General features: G+C 67.2%; 21 protein-coding genes and 1 pseudogene. 13 read left to right on the plus strand and 9 right to left on the minus strand.

Going from position 1 to position 18,772, the window contains the following annotated elements; translation table 11 throughout:
- Positions 1-88: 88 nt before the first annotated feature.
- A complete protein-coding gene (locus ACWDPV_RS12635; protein WP_449743233.1) occupies positions 89-703 on the plus strand; it encodes an isochorismatase family cysteine hydrolase in 615 nt (204 codons plus the stop codon).
- Positions 704-724: 21 nt separating this feature from the next.
- Here ACWDPV_RS12635 and ACWDPV_RS12640 read toward each other — a convergent pair whose 3' ends face one another.
- Both ACWDPV_RS12640 and ACWDPV_RS12645 read right to left on the minus strand, forming a co-directional pair.
- Positions 725-2,077: an FAD-binding oxidoreductase gene (locus tag ACWDPV_RS12640; protein WP_449743284.1), complete on the minus strand. Its 1,353-nt coding sequence runs from the start codon at positions 2,075-2,077 to the stop codon at positions 725-727.
- Positions 2,078-2,156: 79 nt separating this feature from the next.
- Positions 2,157-2,801 (minus strand): SDR family oxidoreductase, encoded by a 645-nt coding sequence (locus ACWDPV_RS12645; RefSeq protein WP_348804395.1) that lies wholly within the window; start codon positions 2,799-2,801, stop codon positions 2,157-2,159.
- A 142-nt stretch (positions 2,802-2,943) separates the two neighbouring features.
- On the opposite strand from ACWDPV_RS12645, the gene ACWDPV_RS12650 reads away from it, so the two are divergent.
- The 3 genes from ACWDPV_RS12650 (at position 2,944) to ACWDPV_RS12660 (ending at position 5,817) form a co-directional block, all read left to right on the plus strand.
- On the plus strand, positions 2,944-3,417 hold the full coding sequence (locus tag ACWDPV_RS12650; RefSeq protein ID WP_449743234.1) for a MarR family winged helix-turn-helix transcriptional regulator: 474 nt from the start codon (positions 2,944-2,946) through the stop codon (positions 3,415-3,417).
- 64 nt (positions 3,418-3,481) lie between these two features.
- On the plus strand, positions 3,482-5,296 hold the full coding sequence (locus tag ACWDPV_RS12655) for an MFS transporter (protein WP_348804397.1): 1,815 nt from the start codon (positions 3,482-3,484) through the stop codon (positions 5,294-5,296).
- A 233-nt stretch (positions 5,297-5,529) separates the two neighbouring features.
- The gene (locus tag ACWDPV_RS12660; RefSeq protein ID WP_348804398.1) at positions 5,530-5,817 is read left to right on the plus strand and encodes a hypothetical protein; all 288 of its coding nucleotides are present in this window, start codon (positions 5,530-5,532) and stop codon (positions 5,815-5,817) included.
- Here the strand turns inward: ACWDPV_RS12660 and ACWDPV_RS12665 are convergent.
- Entirely contained in the window at positions 5,807-6,643 is an 837-nt protein-coding gene (locus ACWDPV_RS12665; RefSeq protein ID WP_348804399.1) for a helix-turn-helix transcriptional regulator, read from the minus strand. The genes ACWDPV_RS12660 and ACWDPV_RS12665 overlap by 11 nt on opposite strands.
- Positions 6,644-6,744: 101 nt before the next feature.
- Here ACWDPV_RS12665 and ACWDPV_RS12670 point away from each other — a divergent pair, with 101 nt between their 5' ends.
- Positions 6,745-7,488, plus strand: coding sequence for an SDR family oxidoreductase (locus ACWDPV_RS12670; protein WP_348804400.1), 744 nt, complete (start codon positions 6,745-6,747; stop codon positions 7,486-7,488).
- Positions 7,489-7,515: 27 nt separating this feature from the next.
- Here the strand turns inward: ACWDPV_RS12670 and ACWDPV_RS12675 are convergent, their stop codons facing one another.
- From ACWDPV_RS12675 to ACWDPV_RS12690, 4 genes are all read right to left on the minus strand, one after another.
- Positions 7,516-8,874, minus strand: a complete 1,359-nt coding sequence (locus tag ACWDPV_RS12675; RefSeq protein WP_449743235.1) for an HNH endonuclease — start codon at positions 8,872-8,874, stop codon at positions 7,516-7,518.
- A 183-nt stretch (positions 8,875-9,057) separates the two neighbouring features.
- A complete protein-coding gene (locus tag ACWDPV_RS12680; protein ID WP_348804402.1) occupies positions 9,058-9,282 on the minus strand; it encodes a hypothetical protein in 225 nt (74 codons plus the stop codon).
- Between the two features lie 93 nt (positions 9,283-9,375).
- Positions 9,376-9,858, minus strand: a complete 483-nt coding sequence (locus ACWDPV_RS12685; protein WP_449743236.1) for a hypothetical protein — start codon at positions 9,856-9,858, stop codon at positions 9,376-9,378.
- Positions 9,859-9,952: 94 nt separating this feature from the next.
- Positions 9,953-10,345: a hypothetical protein gene (locus ACWDPV_RS12690; protein ID WP_449743237.1), complete on the minus strand. Its 393-nt coding sequence runs from the start codon at positions 10,343-10,345 to the stop codon at positions 9,953-9,955.
- Here ACWDPV_RS12690 and ACWDPV_RS12695 point away from each other — a divergent pair.
- Positions 10,344-10,817 carry an NUDIX hydrolase gene (locus tag ACWDPV_RS12695; protein WP_449743238.1) on the plus strand — a complete coding sequence of 158 codons (474 nt, stop codon included), beginning with the start codon at positions 10,344-10,346 and terminating at the stop codon, positions 10,815-10,817. The genes ACWDPV_RS12690 and ACWDPV_RS12695 overlap by 2 nt on opposite strands.
- A 12-nt stretch (positions 10,818-10,829) precedes the next feature.
- Here the strand turns inward: ACWDPV_RS12695 and ACWDPV_RS12700 are convergent, their stop codons facing one another.
- Positions 10,830-12,197 carry a hypothetical protein gene (locus ACWDPV_RS12700; RefSeq protein ID WP_449743239.1) on the minus strand — a complete coding sequence of 456 codons (1,368 nt, stop codon included), beginning with the start codon at positions 12,195-12,197 and terminating at the stop codon, positions 10,830-10,832.
- Positions 12,198-12,545: a hypothetical protein gene (locus ACWDPV_RS12705; protein WP_449743240.1), complete on the minus strand. Its 348-nt coding sequence runs from the start codon at positions 12,543-12,545 to the stop codon at positions 12,198-12,200.
- Between the two features lie 198 nt (positions 12,546-12,743).
- Here ACWDPV_RS12705 and ACWDPV_RS12710 point away from each other — a divergent pair, with 198 nt between their 5' ends.
- The 7 genes and pseudogenes from ACWDPV_RS12710 (at position 12,744) to ACWDPV_RS12740 (ending at position 18,732) form a co-directional block, all read left to right on the plus strand.
- Positions 12,744-13,730: an NADP-dependent oxidoreductase gene (locus ACWDPV_RS12710; RefSeq protein WP_449743241.1), complete on the plus strand. Its 987-nt coding sequence runs from the start codon at positions 12,744-12,746 to the stop codon at positions 13,728-13,730.
- A 43-nt stretch (positions 13,731-13,773) separates the two neighbouring features.
- Positions 13,774-14,604: an aldo/keto reductase gene (locus ACWDPV_RS12715; RefSeq protein WP_449743242.1), complete on the plus strand. Its 831-nt coding sequence runs from the start codon at positions 13,774-13,776 to the stop codon at positions 14,602-14,604.
- 48 nt (positions 14,605-14,652) lie between these two features.
- On the plus strand, positions 14,653-15,849 hold the full coding sequence (locus ACWDPV_RS12720; RefSeq protein WP_449743243.1) for an aminotransferase class I/II-fold pyridoxal phosphate-dependent enzyme: 1,197 nt from the start codon (positions 14,653-14,655) through the stop codon (positions 15,847-15,849).
- Positions 15,849-16,298: a hypothetical protein gene (locus ACWDPV_RS12725; RefSeq protein WP_449743244.1), complete on the plus strand. Its 450-nt coding sequence runs from the start codon at positions 15,849-15,851 to the stop codon at positions 16,296-16,298. The genes ACWDPV_RS12720 and ACWDPV_RS12725 overlap by 1 nt, the downstream gene beginning before the upstream one ends.
- Position 16,299: 1 nt before the next feature.
- The gene (locus ACWDPV_RS12730) at positions 16,300-17,463 is read left to right on the plus strand and encodes a serine hydrolase domain-containing protein (RefSeq protein WP_449743245.1); all 1,164 of its coding nucleotides are present in this window, start codon (positions 16,300-16,302) and stop codon (positions 17,461-17,463) included.
- A gap of 20 nt (positions 17,464-17,483) precedes the next feature.
- Positions 17,484-17,665, plus strand: a pseudogene (locus ACWDPV_RS12735) (dihydrofolate reductase family protein); the annotation flags it as partial.
- Positions 17,666-17,772: 107 nt separating this feature from the next.
- On the plus strand, positions 17,773-18,732 hold the full coding sequence (locus tag ACWDPV_RS12740; RefSeq protein ID WP_449743246.1) for an alpha/beta hydrolase fold domain-containing protein: 960 nt from the start codon (positions 17,773-17,775) through the stop codon (positions 18,730-18,732).
- Positions 18,733-18,772: the final 40 nt, after the last annotated feature.

The following is an 18,772-nucleotide window of genomic DNA, read 5'->3' on the forward strand; positions in this document are numbered from 1 at the left end:
GGCTTCCGTGGTCTTCCATTGACTATGGCGCAGATCACCCGGCATTGTCTTCTGGGAGCCACCCCGCATCGCGCGAAGGAGAATCAGCATGACCGACACCCTCACCCTCGACCCCGCCACCACCGCCCTGGTGCTCATCGAGTTCCAGAACGAATTCACCTCCGACGGCGGGGTATTGCACGAGGCGGTGGCCGAGGTGATGGACAAGACCGACATGCTGGCCAACACCGTCGCGCTCGTCGATGCCGCGCGTGCCGCCGGGGTGACGATCATGCACGCACCGATCACCTTCGCCCCCGGATACGGCGAACTCACCCGCCACCCCTACGGAATCCTCAAGGGGGTCGTCGACGGCAACGCCTTCGTCAAGGGCACCTGGGGTGCGAGCATCGTCGACGACCTGACACCGGCCGACGGCGACATCGTCATCGAGGGCAAACGCGGGCTGGACACCTTCGCCTCCACCAACATCGATTTCATCCTGCGCAGCAAGGGAATCGAGACGGTGATCCTCGGTGGCTTCCTCACCAACTGCTGTGTGGAGTCGACGATGCGCTCGGCGTATGAGAACGGCTATCGGGTGATCACCCTGACCGACTGCACCGCCGCGACGTCGGTGGCCGAACACGACAACGCGATCTCCTTCGACTACCCGATGTTCTCGCATCCGCTGGAGTCGACGCAGGTGAGTGCCGCGCTCTGAGCCTCCCGCAACCGGTTCGGCTCAGCCGAAGATGACTCCCGGGTTGAGCAACCCGTCGGGGTCGAGTGCGTCCTTGATCGCCCGCATGGCCGCGAGGTCGACCGGCGATCGTCCCAGATGTGTCCACGCGGTCTTGGCGCGGCCGATCCCGTGTTCGGCACTGATACTGCCCCCGTGACCCGCGACGATGGTGAACACCCGGTCGGTGACCTCGGTGGTGTGCTCGACCGGCACGTCGAGCAGATTGACGTGTACGTTGCCGTCGCCGACATGCCCGAAAAGGATGGGGCGGCAGGCGAAATCGAGCTCGCCGGGCAACGCCTCGAGTTCGGTGACGGCGGCAGGCAACTCCCGGATCGGGAAGGACACGTCGAGTTTGACGACCGGTGTGGTGGTGGAGCGGGCGATGGATTCGGTGTGGCTTTCACGCACCTCCCACAGGGCCCGCGCCGGCCCGGGTTCGAGCACCGCGTCGACGATGCCGGTGCCGTTCTCGAGGAGGTCGACCACCAGTTCCTCGGGGTCGCCGGCCCCGGACACCTCGAGCAGCAGATAGTACGGGGCCGGGGTGGCCACCGGCCGCCGGGTTCCGTGCTCGTGCACCAGGTCCAGACCCGCCTGCGTCATCAGTTCGGCGGCCTCCACGGTCAGGCCCGCCTCCCGGGCCTGACCGATCAGGGCGATGGCGTCGTCGACGCGATCGTGCGCCGCCACCAGCACGACGGTGGCCGAGGCGGCGGTGACCAACCGGAACAGCACCCCGGTGATCACCGCGAGGGTTCCCTCGCTGCCGGCGAGGAGGCCCGGGATGTCGTATCCCACATTGTCTTTCACCAACGGCGACCAGCGTCGCAGCACCTGCCCGTCGGCGCGGACCGCCTCGATCCCGAGGATCTGCGCGCGGGTGTTGCCGTGCCGGATCATCCGCACCCCGCCGGCATTGGTCGACACCACCCCGCCGGCCGTCGCGGACTCCCGGGAGGCCAGGTCGACGGGAAACATCAGACCCACCGACTCGGCGCGGGCATCGATCGCGGCGATGGTGGCACCGGCCTGCGCTCCGACGGTCGCGCCGACCTCGTCGACGTCGTCGATGTCGGTCATGCGTGCGGTCGACAACAGGATGAGACCGTCGTCGCCCGGAGCCTCCGGCGGCGGAACCGAACCGCCGACCAGCCCGGTGTTGCCACCCTGCACGCAGATCCTAATCCGTTGTGCCGCAAACTCTCCGACGACATCCGCGACCTCGGCGGTGGTGCGCGGCCGGATCACCGCGTCGGCGTGGCCGTGGTAGCGGCCCATCCAGTCGGTCAGATACCCCGCCATCGCGTCGGGGTCGGTGAGGACGTTGGCATCGCCGACGATAGAACGCATCCGATCGAGGACACTCGGGTTGATGGTCACCTCTCCATTATCGACGCCGGGGCCACTCGTGCGGAGGAGTCGGATGTCCTCAGATCGCCTCGGTCACCGGAACGTCGCCGTCGTTGAATTCGATGACCTTGCCGACGGTGTCCGGTGCCGCGATCACCGCGGCGGCGACCTGCGCCACATTGTCCCGGCTCACCTCACCCTTCGAGTCGACCCCGCCACCGACCTCGACGCGGCCCGAACCGGGTTCGTCGGTGAGCCGCGACGGCCCGAGGATCGTCCACTGCAGTGGCGAGTCCTTCAGATGTGTGTCCGCGGCGGCCTTGGCCTCGGCGTAGGCGAAGAACGAATTCTCCTCCGGCACACCGTGATCTGGTCCGGCACCGTAGTAGGACACCATCACGAAACGATTCACTCCGGCCGAGGATGCGGCGTCGATGGTGCGGATCGCCGCATCGCGGTCGACGGCGTAAGTGCGGGCCGGGTCGCCACCACCGGCCCCGGCCGACCACACGATGACGTCGTGTCCGGCCAGCACCGACGCGATCGACGCGGTGTCCAGGTTCTCCACGTCCGCCACCACGGGGCTCGCGCCGGTGGCCGCGACGTCGTCGACCTGCGATTCCGTCCGGATCACCGAGGTCACCGAGTCGCCGCGTCCGGTCAGGATGCGGGCCAGCCGCAACGCGATCTTGCCGTGTCCTCCGATGATCACTACCTGTGTCATGTCGCCTCACTTCGTCGTCGTCGATGAATGTCTGCGTATCTCCCAACGTAGCGATCCGGACCTGTAGTCCGCTTTACCATTCGATTACTTAGCAACAAGCAACTATATTTGTCGGTATCCCACCCACCGAAAGGCGTCCGCCATGTCCGCATCCACCGATGAACTGCACACCGCGCCGACGGTCGATGTCGCCGTGCTCTACCACCAGTGGGTGCGCATCACACGGGCGTTGCGGGCCGGCGGGCAGGGAAACCTCAGCGCCGGGGTCGCCTCGGCACTGTGGACGATCATCAACCACGGCCCACTTCGCCTCTCCGCGCTGGCCAAACGTGAATCGGTCTCACTGCCGACGATGTCACGGATCGTGGGCAACCTCGAACAGGGCGGTTACGTCGAACGGCTCCCCGACCCCGACGACGGACGGGCCCGCCAGCTCGCCGCGACCCCGGCCGGCACCGAACTCATCAACCACGCCAAGTCGAAGAAGGCGCTGATGCTCGCGGACGCGCTGGACCGTCTCGACCCGCAGACCCGCGCCGAACTCACCCGCGGCATCGCCGCCCTCGCCGACGTCCTGACCGACGGCGAGTGCTCCACGCTCGGAGTCGATCGATGACGCGATCCGACGAGTGACGCCACGCCCCGTCAGCCGACCCAGCCCCACCACGTCAGGAGACACCATGACCGCCGCCACCGCGGCCCCCACGGCTTCCGATCTCGGGCCCCACTACAAGTGGATCGCCCTGTCCAACACCACCCTCGGCATGTTGATCGCGACGATCAACAGCTCAATCGTGCTGATCGCGCTGCCCGATATCTTCAAGGGCATCAACCTCAATCCGCTGGAGCCGGGCAACACCAGCTACCTGCTCTGGATGATGATGGGATTCCTCGTCGTCACCGCGGTTCTCGTGGTGAGCTTCGGCCGGCTCGGTGACATGTTCGGGCGCGCCCGGATGTACAATATGGGCTTCGCCATCTTCACCGTGTCGTCGATCTTCCTCGCCATCACCTGGTTCGACGGTCCCGAAGCGGCCATCTGGCTGATCTTCTGGCGCATCATCCAGGGCATCGGTGGTGCATTCCTGATGGCCAACTCCTCGGCCATCCTCACCGACGCCTTCCCGGCCAATCAGCGTGGTCTGGCCATGGGCATCAACGGCGTCGCGGCCATCGCCGGCTCCTTCCTGGGCCTGATCATCGGCGGCCTGCTCGCCCCGATCCAGTGGCACTACATCTTCCTGGTCTCGGTCCCGTTCGGCGTCATCGGCACCATCTGGGCGTACCTGAAGCTGCGCGACACCGGCGTCCGCCGCAAGGCCAAGATGGACTGGTGGGGTAACACCACCTTCGCCATCGGCCTCGTCGCGATCCTCGTCGGCATCACCTACGGCATCCAGCCCTACGGCACCTCCAACATGGGCTGGGGCAATCCCTGGGTGCTGGCCGCACTGATCGGCGGTGCGCTGATGCTGGCCGCGTTCGTCATCATCGAGACCCGGGTGGACAGCCCACTGTTCGAGCTGTCGCTGTTCAAGAACCGTTCCTTCACCTTCGGCAACATCGCGAACCTGATGGCGTCCATCGGGCGTGGTGGTCTGCAGTTCATCTTGATCATCTGGCTGCAGGGCATCTGGCTGCCGCAGCACGGCTACGACTACACCAAGACCCCGCTGTGGGCCGGTATCTACATGGTCCCGATGACTGTCGGCTTCCTGCTCAGTGCACCGGTGTCCGGCGCCCTGTCGGACAAGCTGGGCACCAAGTGGTTCACCACCATCGGCATGCTGATCACCGCCGGGACGTTCGCCGGCCTGATCGCGATCCCGGTTGACTTCAGCTACTGGGTGTTCGCACTGATCCTGCTCATCAACGGCATCGGCATGGGCCTGTTCGCCTCACCGAACCGCGCCGAGGTGATGAACAGTCTGCCGATCACCTCCCGCGGCTCCGGCGCCGGCATGATGACGACCTTCCAGAACGCGGCGATGGTGCTGTCCATCGGGCTGTTCTTCTCGATGATGATCGCGGGTCTCAGCGAGCACCTGCCCACCGCGATGTACGACGGCCTCACCGCCGGCGGAATGCCCTCGGCACCGGCCGACTCCATCGCGCACCTGCCCACGGTCGGCATCCTGTTCGCGGCGTTCCTGGGCGTCAACCCGATCCAGGAGGTCGGTGGCCAGGCGCTACAGGGTCTGCCGCAGGCCAGTATCGATCACCTCACCGGTCTCGAGTTCTTCCCGCACCTGATCAGCGATCCGTTCTCCGACGGTCTGACCGCGGCCTTCACCTTCGCCCTGGTGTGCTGCCTGATCGGCGCCGTCGCCTGCCTGTTCACCGGCTCGAAGACGTCGGTTCAGGAGTCCGTCGACGAACCCGCGGAGTCACTCGGTGAGGAGCTCGCCGCCGTGGCCGCCGACGCCTCCGGCGAGGCCCCCGCGGAGTTGGTGGTCGACGAGTACCCCGAGCAGGAACCCGCGGGGCGCCGGTAGGCGCGTGCTACCGTTCTCGGCGGTACATCGGGGCCCGCGGTGTTTGTGTCGCGGCTGTCTACTCCCCGATTTGTAACATGAGTACGCATGCCGTTCCCACCCGTCGGGTTCTGCCCGAGATCGGCCGGTCCGGTCCGTCCTGAGCGCCGCGATGCCGCCCATCGTGTACGCCTCCCTGGGCAGTTGGGAATTCGGTTGCTGCCGAACGGCTCCCCGAGTCGGGGGCCTGCTGGATGACTGTCACCGGCCCCCTGATGCTGAACGTGTCCTGGCATCCCGGCAATCCGCGGTGGCCGGCATACGACGTCCGGGTCGCGTCGATGTATGCCGACTATCGGCGTTGCCGCGTCGTCGGCGGCGGGATTGTGGCCGTTCCGGGTTCGCACATGTACGTCGAGGTCGACGCCGCGGACGAAAGGATCGGACACCAGCCGATTCCGCGGACCGAATTCGGGAACTTCATCAAGGATGAGTACCTGCTCGGGATCCGGGTCACCCCGCCTCGCCCGCTCAGCCGCTGACCGCCGACAGCATCGCCAGCTTCTCGTGACTGTCGCTGCCCGGTACGGCGGTATAAACCAGCAGGATCTGCGCGGTGTCCGGATCGAGGAGTGTCTGACAGAACACCTCGATGAGTCCGAGTTGCGGATGCACGATCCGCTTCTCGGTGTCGGCGAGCGAGGTTGCGACGTCGTGCCGGTCCCAGAGTTCGGCGAACTCCGCGCTCTCGCGACGCAGCGCATCGGCGATTTCCGCGGCCCGCGAGCGCGGCCCGTCGCGGGTGACGGCGGCCCGCAGGCGAGCGGTGTGGGCGGCGGCGTGATGGTCGTGATCCTCGGCCGGAAATCGACCGCGCGTCTGCGGGTCGGTGAACCATCGGTAGACGATGCTGCGTCGATACCCGGTCAGCACCGAATCGTCACCGAGCAACGCCACCGCCATTGCCGTCTGCCTCAACGTCTCCCCCGCACCGTTGACCACCATCGCCGGGGTGTCGGCGAGCCGGTCGACGATGCGCATCATGCCGGGACTGACATGATCGTCGCGGCTCACTCGGTCGGGCGCGTTCAACCCGGCGAGCCGGAACAGGTGGTCACGCTCGTCGAGACCGAGATGCATCGCCTGCGCGATGGCGGCAACCATCTGATCCGACGGGTGCGGTCCGCGTTGCTGTTCGAGCCGGCTGTAGTAGTCGGTGGACATTCCGGCGAGTGCCGCGACCTCTTCGCGCCGCAGTCCGAGTGCCCGACGTCGCGCACCGGGCGGCAGACCCACGTCGGCGGGTTGCAGTGCTTCGCGCCGGGCACGCAGGAACTGCGCCAGGCCCGCACGGTCGATGGACGTCATGACTCCACTGTTACCCGGTCGCCGCGACCCCGCCCAGGGATCGGCGGTCCCTGGATGACTGCGGCCTGGTGGCCGGTCGGTGAGCGCGATGAAGTGGAGTCATGAACCTCACCGACAACACCATCTTCATCCCCGGCGCCACCTCGGGTATCGGACTCGCCCTCGCATTGCGACTCCACGAGCGGGGCAACACCGTCATCATCGGCGGTCGACGCACCGCACTGATGGACGAGATCGCCGCAGCCCATCCGGGTATCGAGACTGTTCGCATCGACACCGCAGACGCCGACGACATCATGCGGGCCAGTACCGAGGTGCAGACCCGATTCCCCGACACCAATGTCCTCATCGCGATGGCCGGCATCATGCGCGCCGAAGATCTCACCGACCCGTCATTCCTCGACACCGCGGTCGCGGAGGTGACCACCAACATCCTCGGTCCCCTCCGCCTGGTCGCGGCGTTCACCGAATTCCTTTCGGGGACGCCGGGCGCCACCATCATCACGGTGTCCTCGGGACTCGCCTTCACCCCGATGGCCACCACCCCCACCTACAGCGCCACCAAGGCGGCCATCCACTCCTTCACCGACTCCCTACGAATGCAGCTGGCGCCCAACGGGATCAGCGTCCTCGAACTGGTTCCGCCGGCAGTGGCGACAGACCTGATGCCCGGTCAGGCGGAGGCCGAGTGGGCCATGCCGCTATCCGACTTCGTCGACGAGGTGCTGACCCTGCTGCCCGACGCCACCGACGAGATCCTCGTCGAACGCGTCAGGGCCCTGCGGTACTCGGAGACCGACGGAACGCGCCGCGACATGATGGGCGCCTTGGCCCGGTTGCACTGAGCTCCTCTGGGATCTCTACTGGCACGGTCAGATTGGTGATCGGCGTCGTCTGCGGGTGATGGTGCGGTTGTGGGTGGTTCGGCGGGGACGGCGTCGGATCGGTGGGTGGGGGCGTGCTGGTTGTGGCGCCGGTGGTTGGGGTCTGATGAGCGGTGGTGCGATGCTGCGGTAGGTGTGGCCGGTGGGGGTGCGGATGTCGAGGGTGTGGGGGCCGTCGGTGGTGGCGAGGACGGTGTAGGTCCAGCCGTCGGCTTCCTTGGAGTGGTTGTGGTCACTGCAGGTGCCGTCGCCGTTGGTGGCGGTGGTGGCGCCGCCGTGGCGGTGGGGGTCGGCGTGTTCGATCTCTTCGACGGGGGCGTCGCAGTACGGGACGCGGCATCGCTGGTCGCGCAGGGAGATGAAGTGCGCCAGGTTTTTGGGGAAGCAGCGGGAGCGGGCGTCCATGGAGACGAGGGTGCCGTCGGCGGGTCGGACGTAGAGTCGGCGGATGGTGGAGGTGGTGGTGGCGTCGGCGCCGAGGAGGAGCAGTCGTCGGGCGATCTCGGCGGGGATGGGGCCGTAGCCGGGGATGGCGGCGGGTGTGTCGCTGGTGCCGAGCATGGTCTCGGCGGACATGATCAGGTTGACCGCGACGGGGACGGCGTCGGCGGTGGTGTGTCCGGTGACGCGTTCGACGAGGGTGTCGGCCATGATCTGGGCGCGGGTGCGGCGGTCGGCGCCGATGATGGAGTCGGCGTGTTTTTTGAGGGCGGCGTACATGGCGATGCCTTGGGCCATGGGTAGCAGTGCCGAGAGGTGGGTCATGAGGTCGGGTGCGGGCCGGACGCTGACGCGACGGTCTTTGTCGACCTTGGCTTTGCGGTCGACGACGGTGCGGGGTTCGAGTTGGTAGGCGAGTTCTTTGGTTTTGGCCTCGAGTGCTTTGTCACCGACGCCGTCCAATGCTGTGGTGTCGCTGCAGAGTTCGCGGTCGATGGTTTCGCGGGTTTCGCGGGTGAGGTAGGCGGTTTCGCGGACGAGGATGGTGACTCGCCATTCGGTGAGGTGGCCGGCGGCGAGGGCGGCGAGGGTGTGTGGCATCTCGTGGGTCAGGGCGCGGGCGAAGCCGAGGTGGCTGGAGCCTTTGCGTCCGGAGGCTTTGCGGGCCAGGCCGATTTCGGCGCCGAGACCCTTGCCGCGCCGGCGTTGCGGTACGCGGCGGGCTTCTTCGTCGGCGGTGCGGAGTTCGTCGAGGCGGGCGGTTTCACGGACCTGCGCGGCGGTGGCCGCGGATTTCAGTTCCTCGAGGACGGTGAGGCGGTCGAGGGCGTCGGCTTCGGTTGCCGCCGAGGTCATCTCGACGAGTGAGGTGAGGACTTGACGGATATCGTCGGTCGTCTCGAACATCCCACCCCCACTTGATATCGAATATGTGTTCCATGGTACACGCGTGTGAGGATGCACGCCATAGGAAAATCGTTGACAGAGAACCTTTTTCCGTCGACCGAGCCGCAATTACGTTGACAGCGCTCGGTTTCCATTGATCGCGAGTGCGCCCACTGGATGTCACCCGCCGCGGGGCGATCGCGATCAGAAACCGCTCGGTGGTGTCGGGCCGGACTTCTTGCGTGAGGACCGGAAGAGCATGGCGCCGCCGTAGATCGCCAGGGCGATCAGGGCGACCCAGAACAGGCCCTTGAGGATCGGCCCGATCATCGCCAGGGCGATCAGTGCGACAGCGATGATGCCGAGGATCTTCCAGAAGGTCAGTCCGGATTCGGAGGTGGTCTTGTGTGATTCGGTTGATGTGTTCATGACTCCACGATGACGCGTCGGAAGGGAAATTTCACTGGTCAGAGCACGCTTTGGGGGAAAGATCAGGGGACTCCCCCATGCCGGGCACCGCACTCAGCCGATGTGCGGGGCCGCACTGGGCGCGGTGTAGCTACATCCGAGTGCCGTCGGACTCGGGAAGGCGCGGCGGTCGCGGAACCAGGCGACGCAGATTCCGGCCACGGTTCGCCGGGATCGACTGAGGAGGTAGCCGTGAGTGCAGTCGCGGAAGCGATCCTCGTAATTCCACCGGTCGAGCATCGCGTTCGGCACGGTGTACGCGGCCACCGCCGGAATATCCATCACCGCCGTCGACAACCGCACCATCATCGTCCGTTCACGCAGCACCACGATCTGAGCGCAGGGCACATCCAGGTCATCATCGTCGGCATCCCCGGACCCGTCATGATCGGACGGACCGAGATCGAGCACCGCACCGGCGGGCATACCGGCCAGGGAATCGACCAGCCAGTCGTACATCGCCGACCATGCCGCGGCCGGCCGGACACCCTCCGGATCGGAGCTGTGCGCGGCATCGGGGCCGTGTGCATCGAACATGAAAACCTCCTGGAGAAGATCGGATGTCCACAGTGAAGCACCGGCCACCGACAAGTTCGTCGAACGCGAGTGCGAAGCGTCGACGAGGCCGTCCCTACCGGGCGTCGTCCCCGGTCTCGCCACGCTCCCGGGCCGAATCCCGCTTCTGCTGCTCGTACTCCTCGGCGATGTTCTCGTCGTCGAAGGTGATGAGCGGCTCGCCGCCGAACTCCCGGTAGAGGGCAAAGGCGGCGAGCACCAGTCCCAGCACGCCACAGAGCCAGGTACTTCCCGGGACGTCGCCCACTCCGCGGTTGATGACGTCCACCAGCGCCCACACCACTCCGGTGAGACCGATGACGACCATGACCAGCCAGATCCCGATACCGCCCTGCGCGCTCGGTGCGCTACCGCCCTGAGGAGTGTTCACCCGGCGATCTTCCCACGATCGTCGATGCCGCGGGCCGATCCGACGGGCGCGTCGCCCGCCGGGCAAGATGGCACTCATGCCGATCCCCGAGTTCATCCGCGACCTACGCTCCCACGTCGGACATGCGCCGCTCTGGCTGTCCGGTGTCAGTGGGGTGGTCACCGATGACGCGGGACGGGTGCTGCTGACCCGACGCGCCGATACCGACGAGTGGGCCGTGGTCTCCGGGGTCCTCGAACCCGGCGAGGAGCCGGCCCGGGCGATCGTCCGGGAGATCGCCGAGGAGACCGGGGTGAGTGCCGAGGTCATCCGCCTGACCAGCGTCGATGTCACCGACATGATCACCTACCCCAATGGGGATCAGACCCGCTATCTGGACGTGTGCTTCCTCGCCCGACACATCTCCGGCGAGCCGCGGGTCGCCGACGACGAGAACACCGCGGTGGCCTGGTTCGCTACGGACACCCTCCCCGAACCGCTCGCCCAGACCTCGAGACTGCGCCTGGACAAGGCTCTCGCCGGCGACCCGCAGGCCTGGTTCCACCGCTGAGAAGATCGTCGGTCACCGAACCCCGGGAACCACGGGCGGATCACCCACCGGGCCGAGCGGCGTGGTGTCGGCTGCCACGCCGGTCGGCGCCTTGCCAACCTGGCCGAGGACCCGGGTCTCCCCCGGAAACTGCTCGAAATCACGGTCGTAGTCGCCGAACTCGTGATGGAGCGGGAGATTGAGGAACGGGCCGAAAGACGTGTGGTCGCCGGCGCCGTCGGTATGCAGGACCCTCGTCTGACCGTCGGGCAGATATTGATAGGTCTCCATTGACGGGTAATCGGTCACGTAACCCGAGATGCGGGCACCGCCCCCGTCACCCTCACCGGGCGTGATGATCGTCTGACCGTTGACCGACCAGCCGGCCTCCGCCGTCCCCGGCGGCGCAAGCGGATCCGCGGCGTCGTAGTTGACGAGAACGGTTCCGTCATCCAGTTGCGAAGCCCGAACCCGCGGCGTCCCGGTGCGCACGGTCGTCCCGTCGGCGGTCGCCGACGGATTCTGTCGGGCGATCACCAGTCCGGTCTCGTAGTCGACGACGTAGGTCACCCTCGTATCCTCCGGATCGAAGGCCGGGTCGAAACCGCGGTTGTCACCGAGGTGATCGTCGGTGCCGCCGTGCACCGTCGCAGTCGGGATGAACAGTCCGGTGGCCACAACCCCCTGCCCCGGAACCGGATTGATGCGCACCACGCTGATCTGCGGTGGTACGCCGTGGTTCTTCGGGGAGTAACTGTGCGGGTCGAGCACCTCGGCGACCCGCCAGTCGTTCTCCGAAATCGGCGGCCGCCCATAGAGCGAGCGGAACGCTGCGATCTGGTTGGCTTGTCGCGCAGCGGGATTGAAATCCGGGGTCTCGCCGTCGGCGGTGAGCGCGATCCCGCCGCTCGCGGCGTTGAGCAACGCCGCCACACCGTCGTCGAAACGCTCTGCCCGGCTGCAGATCTCGGCGACGCGACGCGTGATCTCGGCGATGGCATCCTGATGGGCCTGCCGCTCCGCAAATGACCACCCCGCCATCGACGGCCACAGCGGGTCGGTCACCGCACCGGTGACCGGATCGATGATGAATCCACGCCCATCGGCTTGCGCCTGAACACTTCTCGCGTCACGGACGAGTGCCGTCGCCTCGTTGAAGCAATCCCGGGCGGCGGCGGCCACCTTCGCGTTCTCCACACCGTAGCTGTCGATGTCGACGCGTACCCGCCCCGCTGCCGCGCGTGCCGCGTCGGCGGCATCACCCTGCCACGACGACAGACTGTCCAGTGAACGAACAGTGGTGCCCAGCGTCGAGCAGGTCGCCTGCTGCGCGGAGCAGATCGCGAAGATCGATGAGATCTGTCCAGGGTCGAACCGCAACACATCACCGAAACCGACCATCTACAACCGCAATTCGATGTCGGATGGTCCTGCCGCATCAGGGCGATAAGGCATCACGCGCAACGACGCAGCACTCGTGTCGTCGGCGGCGAGGTAGGCGGTATCGGCCGCGGTGAGCATGGTCCCGTGGTCACCGACCACGCCGGCCAGTCCCATCCCGCGCCGTCGCCACGATTCGGCGAGAGTCATCAGCGCCTGACCGCTGTTGTCCCACAATCCGGTTGAGATCTCACACAGCGATCGGTGATGGCCGTCGAACTCGCGCGCGGCGTCGTCGGCGCCCGCGACGAACACCGACGACATCCACCTGAGCTCCGAACCCACGGCCTCGACGCGTCTTTCGGTCATGCGCTCCCCCTTCGCGTATCCCTGTCTGCGTATCTCTGGCGGCCTCACGACTGCGCCGACCATACGGGGAATCCGACCCGCCGCCGGCGCTCCCGCGCCCGCCTGTGGACAACCGCCCGTGAACAACTCACGGTCACGCATTTCGGACAATCGTGAGCGCAACGGAATAGTCGATGACCCGCCCGCCTTGAAGCTGTCATGGCCGACACGAGTGAGACCAACGAGAACACCCTCGACATCGACTCCGCCGCCGTCACCGCACGGCAGATGGTCGCCACCGCCTACGGAGATCCCGCGCAGGTGATCGAGCTGATCAAGGTGGAGTTACCCGTCCCCGATCCGGGCCAGGTAGTCGTGACCGTGCAGGCCATCGGCGTGAATCCGTTCGACGCGAAAACGGTGAGCGGCGTGATGGGCACCGACAAGTCGAAACTTCCACTGCATCCGGGTAGCGAACTGGCCGGGGTCGTCAAGTCGCTCGGACCCGATGTCACCGAATTCGCCGTGGGCGACGCGGTGATCGGCTACCCGGTGGCCGGCGCGTACGCCGACCATGTGGTCGTCGACGCCGACCGGCTGCACCGGCGACCGGAATCGCTCGACGTCGAGCATGCCGCCGGGCTGCTCCTCGTCGGCGTCACGGCGGCCGACACGGTCGCCACCGCGGGCGTCGGCGACGGCGACGTGGTTCTCGTCCACGGGGGTGCCGGCGCTGTCGGGTCGATCGCGGTGCAGCTGGCGGTGCGCGCCGGGGCCACGGTGATCGCCACGGCCGCCGAGGCCAATCACGACGCGCTGCGCGCGCTCGGGGCGATCCCGGTGACCTACGGTGACGGCCTCGCCGACCGCGTGGGTGCCGCCGTGCCGGCCGCGGTGACCGCGGCCATCGACACCGCGGGCACCGACGAGGCGATCGACGTCTCGCTGGAACTCGGCGTCGAACCGTCGCGGATCGTCAGCATCGCCGCATTCGGCCGCGCCGACGACGGCATCATCGTGATCGACGGATCGTCGGAGGCGACAAAGCGCCACCACGCCGAGGCCGTCGAGCCACTCATCGCCGCGGCCGCCGACGGCTCGCTGACCACCGAGGTCGCCGCGACCTATCCGTTGGAGCAGGCCGGTCGGGCACTCGCCGACGTCACCGCCGGCCATCCGCGCGGAAAGCTCATCCTGCTGCCCTGAGCAGACCACGTCATCATCGTCCACAACAAGTGAAAGGTGTTCCATGACAGTCCCTTCCATCACCCTCAACAATGGTGTCCAGATCCCGCAGCTCGGCTTCGGGGTATTCCAGATCGAGCCGCAGGACACCGTCGAGGCCACCCTCTCGGCATTCGAGGTGGGCTATCGCCACATCGACACCGCGCAGATGTACGGCAACGAGAAGGAGGTCGGCGAGGCGTTCGCCAAGTCGGGCCTGCCTCGCGACGAGGTCTTCATCACCTCCAAGCTCAACAACAACAAACACGCCTACGACGACGCCCTCGCTGCGACCGATGAGACCCTGGAGCGGCTCGGCGTCGATCAGGTCGACCTGTTCCTGATCCACTGGCCGCTGCCGGAGGTCGGCGACTTCGTCGAGACCTGGAAGGCGCTGGAGAAGATCTACGCCGACGGCAAGGCGCGGGCGATCGGCGTCTCCAACTTCCAGAAGCACCACCTCGAGCGTCTGTTCGCCGAAACCGAGATCGTGCCGGCGGCCAACCAGATCGAGGTGCATCCGTATCTGACGCAGGACGAGTTGCGCGCCTTCAACACCGACCACGGGATCGCCACCGAGGCGTGGTCGCCGATCGCGCAGGGCGATGTGCTCGACGACCCGGTCCTGGTGAAGATCGCCGAGGAGAAGGGCCGCTCGACCGCGCAGGTCGCGCTGCGGTGGCACATCCAGCGCGGCGACATCGTCTTCCCCAAGTCGGTGACCCGGTCGCGCGTGGAGGAGAACTTCGCGCTGTTCGACTTCGAGCTGACCGCGGCAGACGTGTCCGCGATCGATGGCCTCAACAAGAACAAGCGCCGTGGCCCGGACCCGGACACGTTCAACTGGGTGCCCTGATCTGACGCCACCGGCCGAACCACCGCGCCCGTCGCGCAGAATGTACCCATGCACATCTCGCGACGGGCGCAGCACGTGGCGCCGTTCTACGCGATGGAGTTCGCCAAGAAGGCCGGCGCCGTGGAGGCGGCCGGGCATCGGGTGATCCGGCTCAACATCGGTGAACCCGACTTCGGTCCGACGCCGCAGTTCCTGGCCGCGGCCCGGGAGGCCGCCGATGGCAGGCCGATGACCTATACCGATGCGCTGGGTACCGCGCAACTGCGCGAGGCGATCGCCGGGTTCTACCGAACGCATTTCGGCGCCGACGTCGATCCGTCGCGGGTGGCGGTCACCACCGGCGCATCGGCGGCGCTGCTGCTGGCCTGCGCCGCCCTCGTCGACCCCGGTGACGGGGTGCTCATCGGTGACCCGTCCTATCCGTGCAATCGGCAGTTCGCCGAGAGCTTCGGCGCCGACGTCACCCTCGTGCCGACGACGCCCGACACCCGCTTTCAGCTGACCCCTGACCTCGTCGACGACGCGTGGCGGCCGTCGACCCGTGGTGTCATCGTGGCGTCACCGTCGAATCCGACGGGCACCTTGGTGCCGCACGACGATCTGGTCGAACTGTGTGCTCGGGTGGCCGCCCGCGACGGCTGGAGCATCGTCGACGAGATCTATCTCGGGCTCGCCGATCCGGGCCCGGACGGCCATCCGCCGCACAGCGTGCTCTCCGAACCCGGAGCGCATACCGCGAACACCGCGGTCATCAACAGTTTCTCGAAGTACTTCGGCATGACGGGCTGGCGACTCGGGTGGGCCATCCTCCCCGACTCCCTGGTCGATGTCACCGAGCGTCTGGCGCAGAACTTCTATGTCAGCCCGCCGACGCCGGCGCAGTACGCCGCGCTGGCCTGCTTCACGCCCGAGTCGCTGGCGGTGGCGGAGGACCGCCGCCGCGAGTTCGTCAACCGCCGGCGCCTGGTGCTCGACGGTCTGGAACACATTGGATTGCGGGTTCCGGTGCAGCCCGACGGCGCGTTCTACGTCTACATCGACGTCTCCGACACCGGCCTGACGTCGGCGCAATTCTGCGACCGGGCCCTCACCGACGCCCACGTGGCCCTCACGCCGGGCAAGGATTTCGGCATCGCCACCGCCGACGACCACGTGCGGTTGTCCTACGCGGCGTCCACCGCCGATTTGGAGGAAGCGCTGGCGCGGCTGGACGCGTTCATCGGCGTGCTGTCGCGAACCGTGTGATGGCCCAGAAGAAGCAACCGTCGGCCCGGACGATGCTCGTCTGGCAGGTCATCGTCGCAGTCGGCGGGCTGGGTCTGGGTGCGCTGTTCTTGACCATGGGGATCGGCGGCGGCTTCGTCCAGGGACCCACGTGCGCCGACCGGCCGATGGGGCCGCTGGATCGGTGCGTCTTGATGCCGGGCACCAAGTACACGCATCCGGAACTGCTGGTGCCACCGGCCTTCGACCCCGCACATCCGGGACAGGATGTGCCGGCGGCAGACGGCCGGACACCCGACGAGGTGATCCGGTCGCAGCGCATCGTCGGGGTGATCCTGATCGTCGTGGGGTCGGTGAGCCTGCTCATCGGGTTGTCATCGGCGCAGCTGGTCGCCCGCAAGATCATCGCGCACCGTCGCAGTTCGGACCCCTCCGGCGAGGTGCCGGCGCCCACGGGGCACGATGGCTGAGATGAGCCACGATCCGACACTGCCCGGCGTCATCACCGGGGTCACCAACCGCGACGCCACGATCCACCTCGATGCGCACGGTCCGCGGACGGTCGGCGAACCCGAGGAGTTGCGCACCGACGCGATCCTCGCGATGTATTCGGTCACCAAGTCGTTGACGGCGACCGTCGCCGTTCAGCTCGCCGACGACGGACTCCTGGATCTCGACGTCCCGGCCGCCGAGTACGAGCCCCGCCTTCGCGGCGTCGAGGTGCTCGACGGATTCGAGGCCGACGGCACAGTCCGACTCCGGCCGCCCCGAACGTCGTTCACCACCCGGCAGTTGCTCACGCACACATCCGGTTTCGGCTACACCTTCTTCGACGAGGCGACGTCCCGCGCGGCAGAGGCACTGTCGGTTCCCGACGTCGCCGCCGGCAGCGTCGAGTCGCTGGGCACTCCCCTGGTCTTCGATCCGGGGACCCGGTGGTTGTACGGGATCGGCCTGGACTGGGTGGGCCTGGTGATCGAGGCCGTCGCCGGACGCCGACTCGGCGAGGTCATGCGCGAACGTCTTCTCGACCCACTGGGCATGCGCGACACCGCGTTTGCGCGTGACGATGCGATGCTCGAGCGGGCCGCGAGTCTGCATGCACGGCTACCCGACGGCAGCCTCAAACCGCTGCGACGACCGACCCGGCCGGACGCTCCCGCGGTCGATCTCGGTGGTCAGGGACTGTATTCGACGGTCGACGACGTCCTGCGCTTCCTGCGAATGTGGCTGTCGGACGGTCGATCCGACGACGGCGAGCAGATCCTGCGCCCCGACACCGTGGGCGCAGCCACGGCCAATCAGCTCGGCGATCTCGCCGTGACGGCGCTTCCCGGGATCGATCCCCGACGCACACACGACATGGAGTTCTTCCCCGGCCTCCGCAAGGGCTGGTCACTCGTCGCGATGACCAACGAGCTCGACGCCCCGACCGGCCGGACCGCGGGCAGCCTCGGCTGGGCGGGTCTGGCCAACACCTACTTCTGGATCGACCGTCGGGCGCAGATCGCCGGTGTGTGGGCGACCCAACTGTTCCCGTTCGCCGATCCGGTGGCCCTGCACTCGGCCATGGAATTCGAGACGTCGGCGTACCGCGCGATGAGTTCCGGAGCCGGGATCGGTCCATCCTCCTGACCTCACCGCATCACCACCGGCTCAGCGGCAGCGGCCAACTGGTGCGCGCGATGCCGTCGGACGGCCTGATCGACGAACTGCACCTGCTCGTCTACCCGTCATCCTCGGTGCGGGCGCCCGGTTGTTCGACGGCACCGGCGAGGCGGGCTTGCAGCCACTGGACCAGGAATCCTTCGACAACGGCGTCGTGCATCTGAGCTACGGGCCGGTCCGACATTTCCCCACCCGCCATCCGGCGGGCATCAACCACCGATTTCGCGTCGGGTCGGCGGTACCGGGCACTCCACAACCCTGCCTAGACTGTGACCCATGACACGTCCGAGGCCCGAGTTCGATCCCGAGCTGCGGGCCGGTCTCGCCGTCGTCGGCGGAATGTTCCCACCCACCGTCACACCCGAGCTGATCGGTTTCATGCGGCAGTCCTATGCCTCCCGCCCCGTCGACGAGACAATGCACGGCCGAGAGGTCACCCACACCGATTATGAGGTCCCCGGATACCGCGGCGACCCGATCACGGTGTCGGTGTTCCGATCACCCCGAGCCAACGGAGAGCGGCCCGTCATCGTCTACGCCCACTCCGGTGGCCTGATGTTCGGCGACCGGTTCAACGCGCTCGACGCGACGCTGGACTGGGTGGAGCGTCTCGGCGCCGTCCTGATCACGCCCGAATACCGCCTGGCCCCCGAGTACCGGGATCCCTATGCCCGCGAGGACATGTACGCGACCCTCGAATGGACTGCCGGCCAGTCGAATTCACTCGGAATCGACTTGCGACGGCTGATGGTCGCCGGCGCGAGCTCGGGCGGCGGGCTGGCGGCCGGCCTGGCCCTGGCCGCACGCGAACGCGACGGCCCGGCGATTCGCGCCCAAATGCTCAGCTATCCCATGCTCGACGACCGCGGAATCGCGCCATCGACAACACAATTCGACGGCGTCGGAGTGTGGGATCGGGTATCCAACGAAACCGGTTGGCGCGCATACCTCGGCGATGCCTACCGGTCACCCGAGGTCAGTCCGCTCGCCGTCCCGGCACGAGCCACCGATCTCACCGGTTTGCCGCCCGCGTTCATCGACGTCGGCGACTGCGAGATCTTCCGCGACGAGGCCATCGACTACGCCGGAGCCCTGTGGGGTGCGGGGGTCAATACCGAACTCCACGTGTGGCCCGGCGCATTTCACGCCTGCGACATCTTCGCCCCGCACACCGCCCTGGCGAAATCCATGCTGCACACCAGATTCGCCTGGATTGCCCGCATGCTCGCCGACTGACCTCGTCGAGAACCCGGGACAACTTTCCACCGCCCCATCC

It is taken from the genome of Gordonia sp. NPDC003504 (assembly GCF_053587995.1).

Coding starts and splice junctions, on each gene's coding strand:
- ACWDPV_RS12635 (WP_449743233.1), top strand. CDS start 89: ATGACCGACACCCTCACCCTCGACCCCGCCACCACCGCCCTGGTGCTC.
- ACWDPV_RS12640 (WP_449743284.1), bottom strand. CDS start 2,077: ATGCGTTCTATCGTCGGCGATGCCAACGTCCTCACCGACCCCGACGCG.
- ACWDPV_RS12645 (WP_348804395.1), bottom strand. CDS start 2,801: ATGACACAGGTAGTGATCATCGGAGGACACGGCAAGATCGCGTTGCGG.
- ACWDPV_RS12650 (WP_449743234.1), top strand. CDS start 2,944: ATGTCCGCATCCACCGATGAACTGCACACCGCGCCGACGGTCGATGTC.
- ACWDPV_RS12655 (WP_348804397.1), top strand. CDS start 3,482: ATGACCGCCGCCACCGCGGCCCCCACGGCTTCCGATCTCGGGCCCCAC.
- ACWDPV_RS12660 (WP_348804398.1), top strand. CDS start 5,530: ATGACTGTCACCGGCCCCCTGATGCTGAACGTGTCCTGGCATCCCGGC.
- ACWDPV_RS12665 (WP_348804399.1), bottom strand. CDS start 6,643: ATGACGTCCATCGACCGTGCGGGCCTGGCGCAGTTCCTGCGTGCCCGG.
- ACWDPV_RS12670 (WP_348804400.1), top strand. CDS start 6,745: ATGAACCTCACCGACAACACCATCTTCATCCCCGGCGCCACCTCGGGT.
- ACWDPV_RS12675 (WP_449743235.1), bottom strand. CDS start 8,874: ATGTTCGAGACGACCGACGATATCCGTCAAGTCCTCACCTCACTCGTC.
- ACWDPV_RS12680 (WP_348804402.1), bottom strand. CDS start 9,282: ATGAACACATCAACCGAATCACACAAGACCACCTCCGAATCCGGACTG.
- ACWDPV_RS12685 (WP_449743236.1), bottom strand. CDS start 9,858: ATGTTCGATGCACACGGCCCCGATGCCGCGCACAGCTCCGATCCGGAG.
- ACWDPV_RS12695 (WP_449743238.1), top strand. CDS start 10,344: ATGCCGATCCCCGAGTTCATCCGCGACCTACGCTCCCACGTCGGACAT.
- ACWDPV_RS12690 (WP_449743237.1), bottom strand. CDS start 10,345: ATGAGTGCCATCTTGCCCGGCGGGCGACGCGCCCGTCGGATCGGCCCG.
- ACWDPV_RS12700 (WP_449743239.1), bottom strand. CDS start 12,197: ATGGTCGGTTTCGGTGATGTGTTGCGGTTCGACCCTGGACAGATCTCA.
- ACWDPV_RS12705 (WP_449743240.1), bottom strand. CDS start 12,545: ATGACCGAAAGACGCGTCGAGGCCGTGGGTTCGGAGCTCAGGTGGATG.
- ACWDPV_RS12710 (WP_449743241.1), top strand. CDS start 12,744: ATGGCCGACACGAGTGAGACCAACGAGAACACCCTCGACATCGACTCC.
- ACWDPV_RS12715 (WP_449743242.1), top strand. CDS start 13,774: ATGACAGTCCCTTCCATCACCCTCAACAATGGTGTCCAGATCCCGCAG.
- ACWDPV_RS12720 (WP_449743243.1), top strand. CDS start 14,653: ATGCACATCTCGCGACGGGCGCAGCACGTGGCGCCGTTCTACGCGATG.
- ACWDPV_RS12725 (WP_449743244.1), top strand. CDS start 15,849: ATGGCCCAGAAGAAGCAACCGTCGGCCCGGACGATGCTCGTCTGGCAG.
- ACWDPV_RS12730 (WP_449743245.1), top strand. CDS start 16,300: ATGAGCCACGATCCGACACTGCCCGGCGTCATCACCGGGGTCACCAAC.
- ACWDPV_RS12740 (WP_449743246.1), top strand. CDS start 17,773: ATGACACGTCCGAGGCCCGAGTTCGATCCCGAGCTGCGGGCCGGTCTC.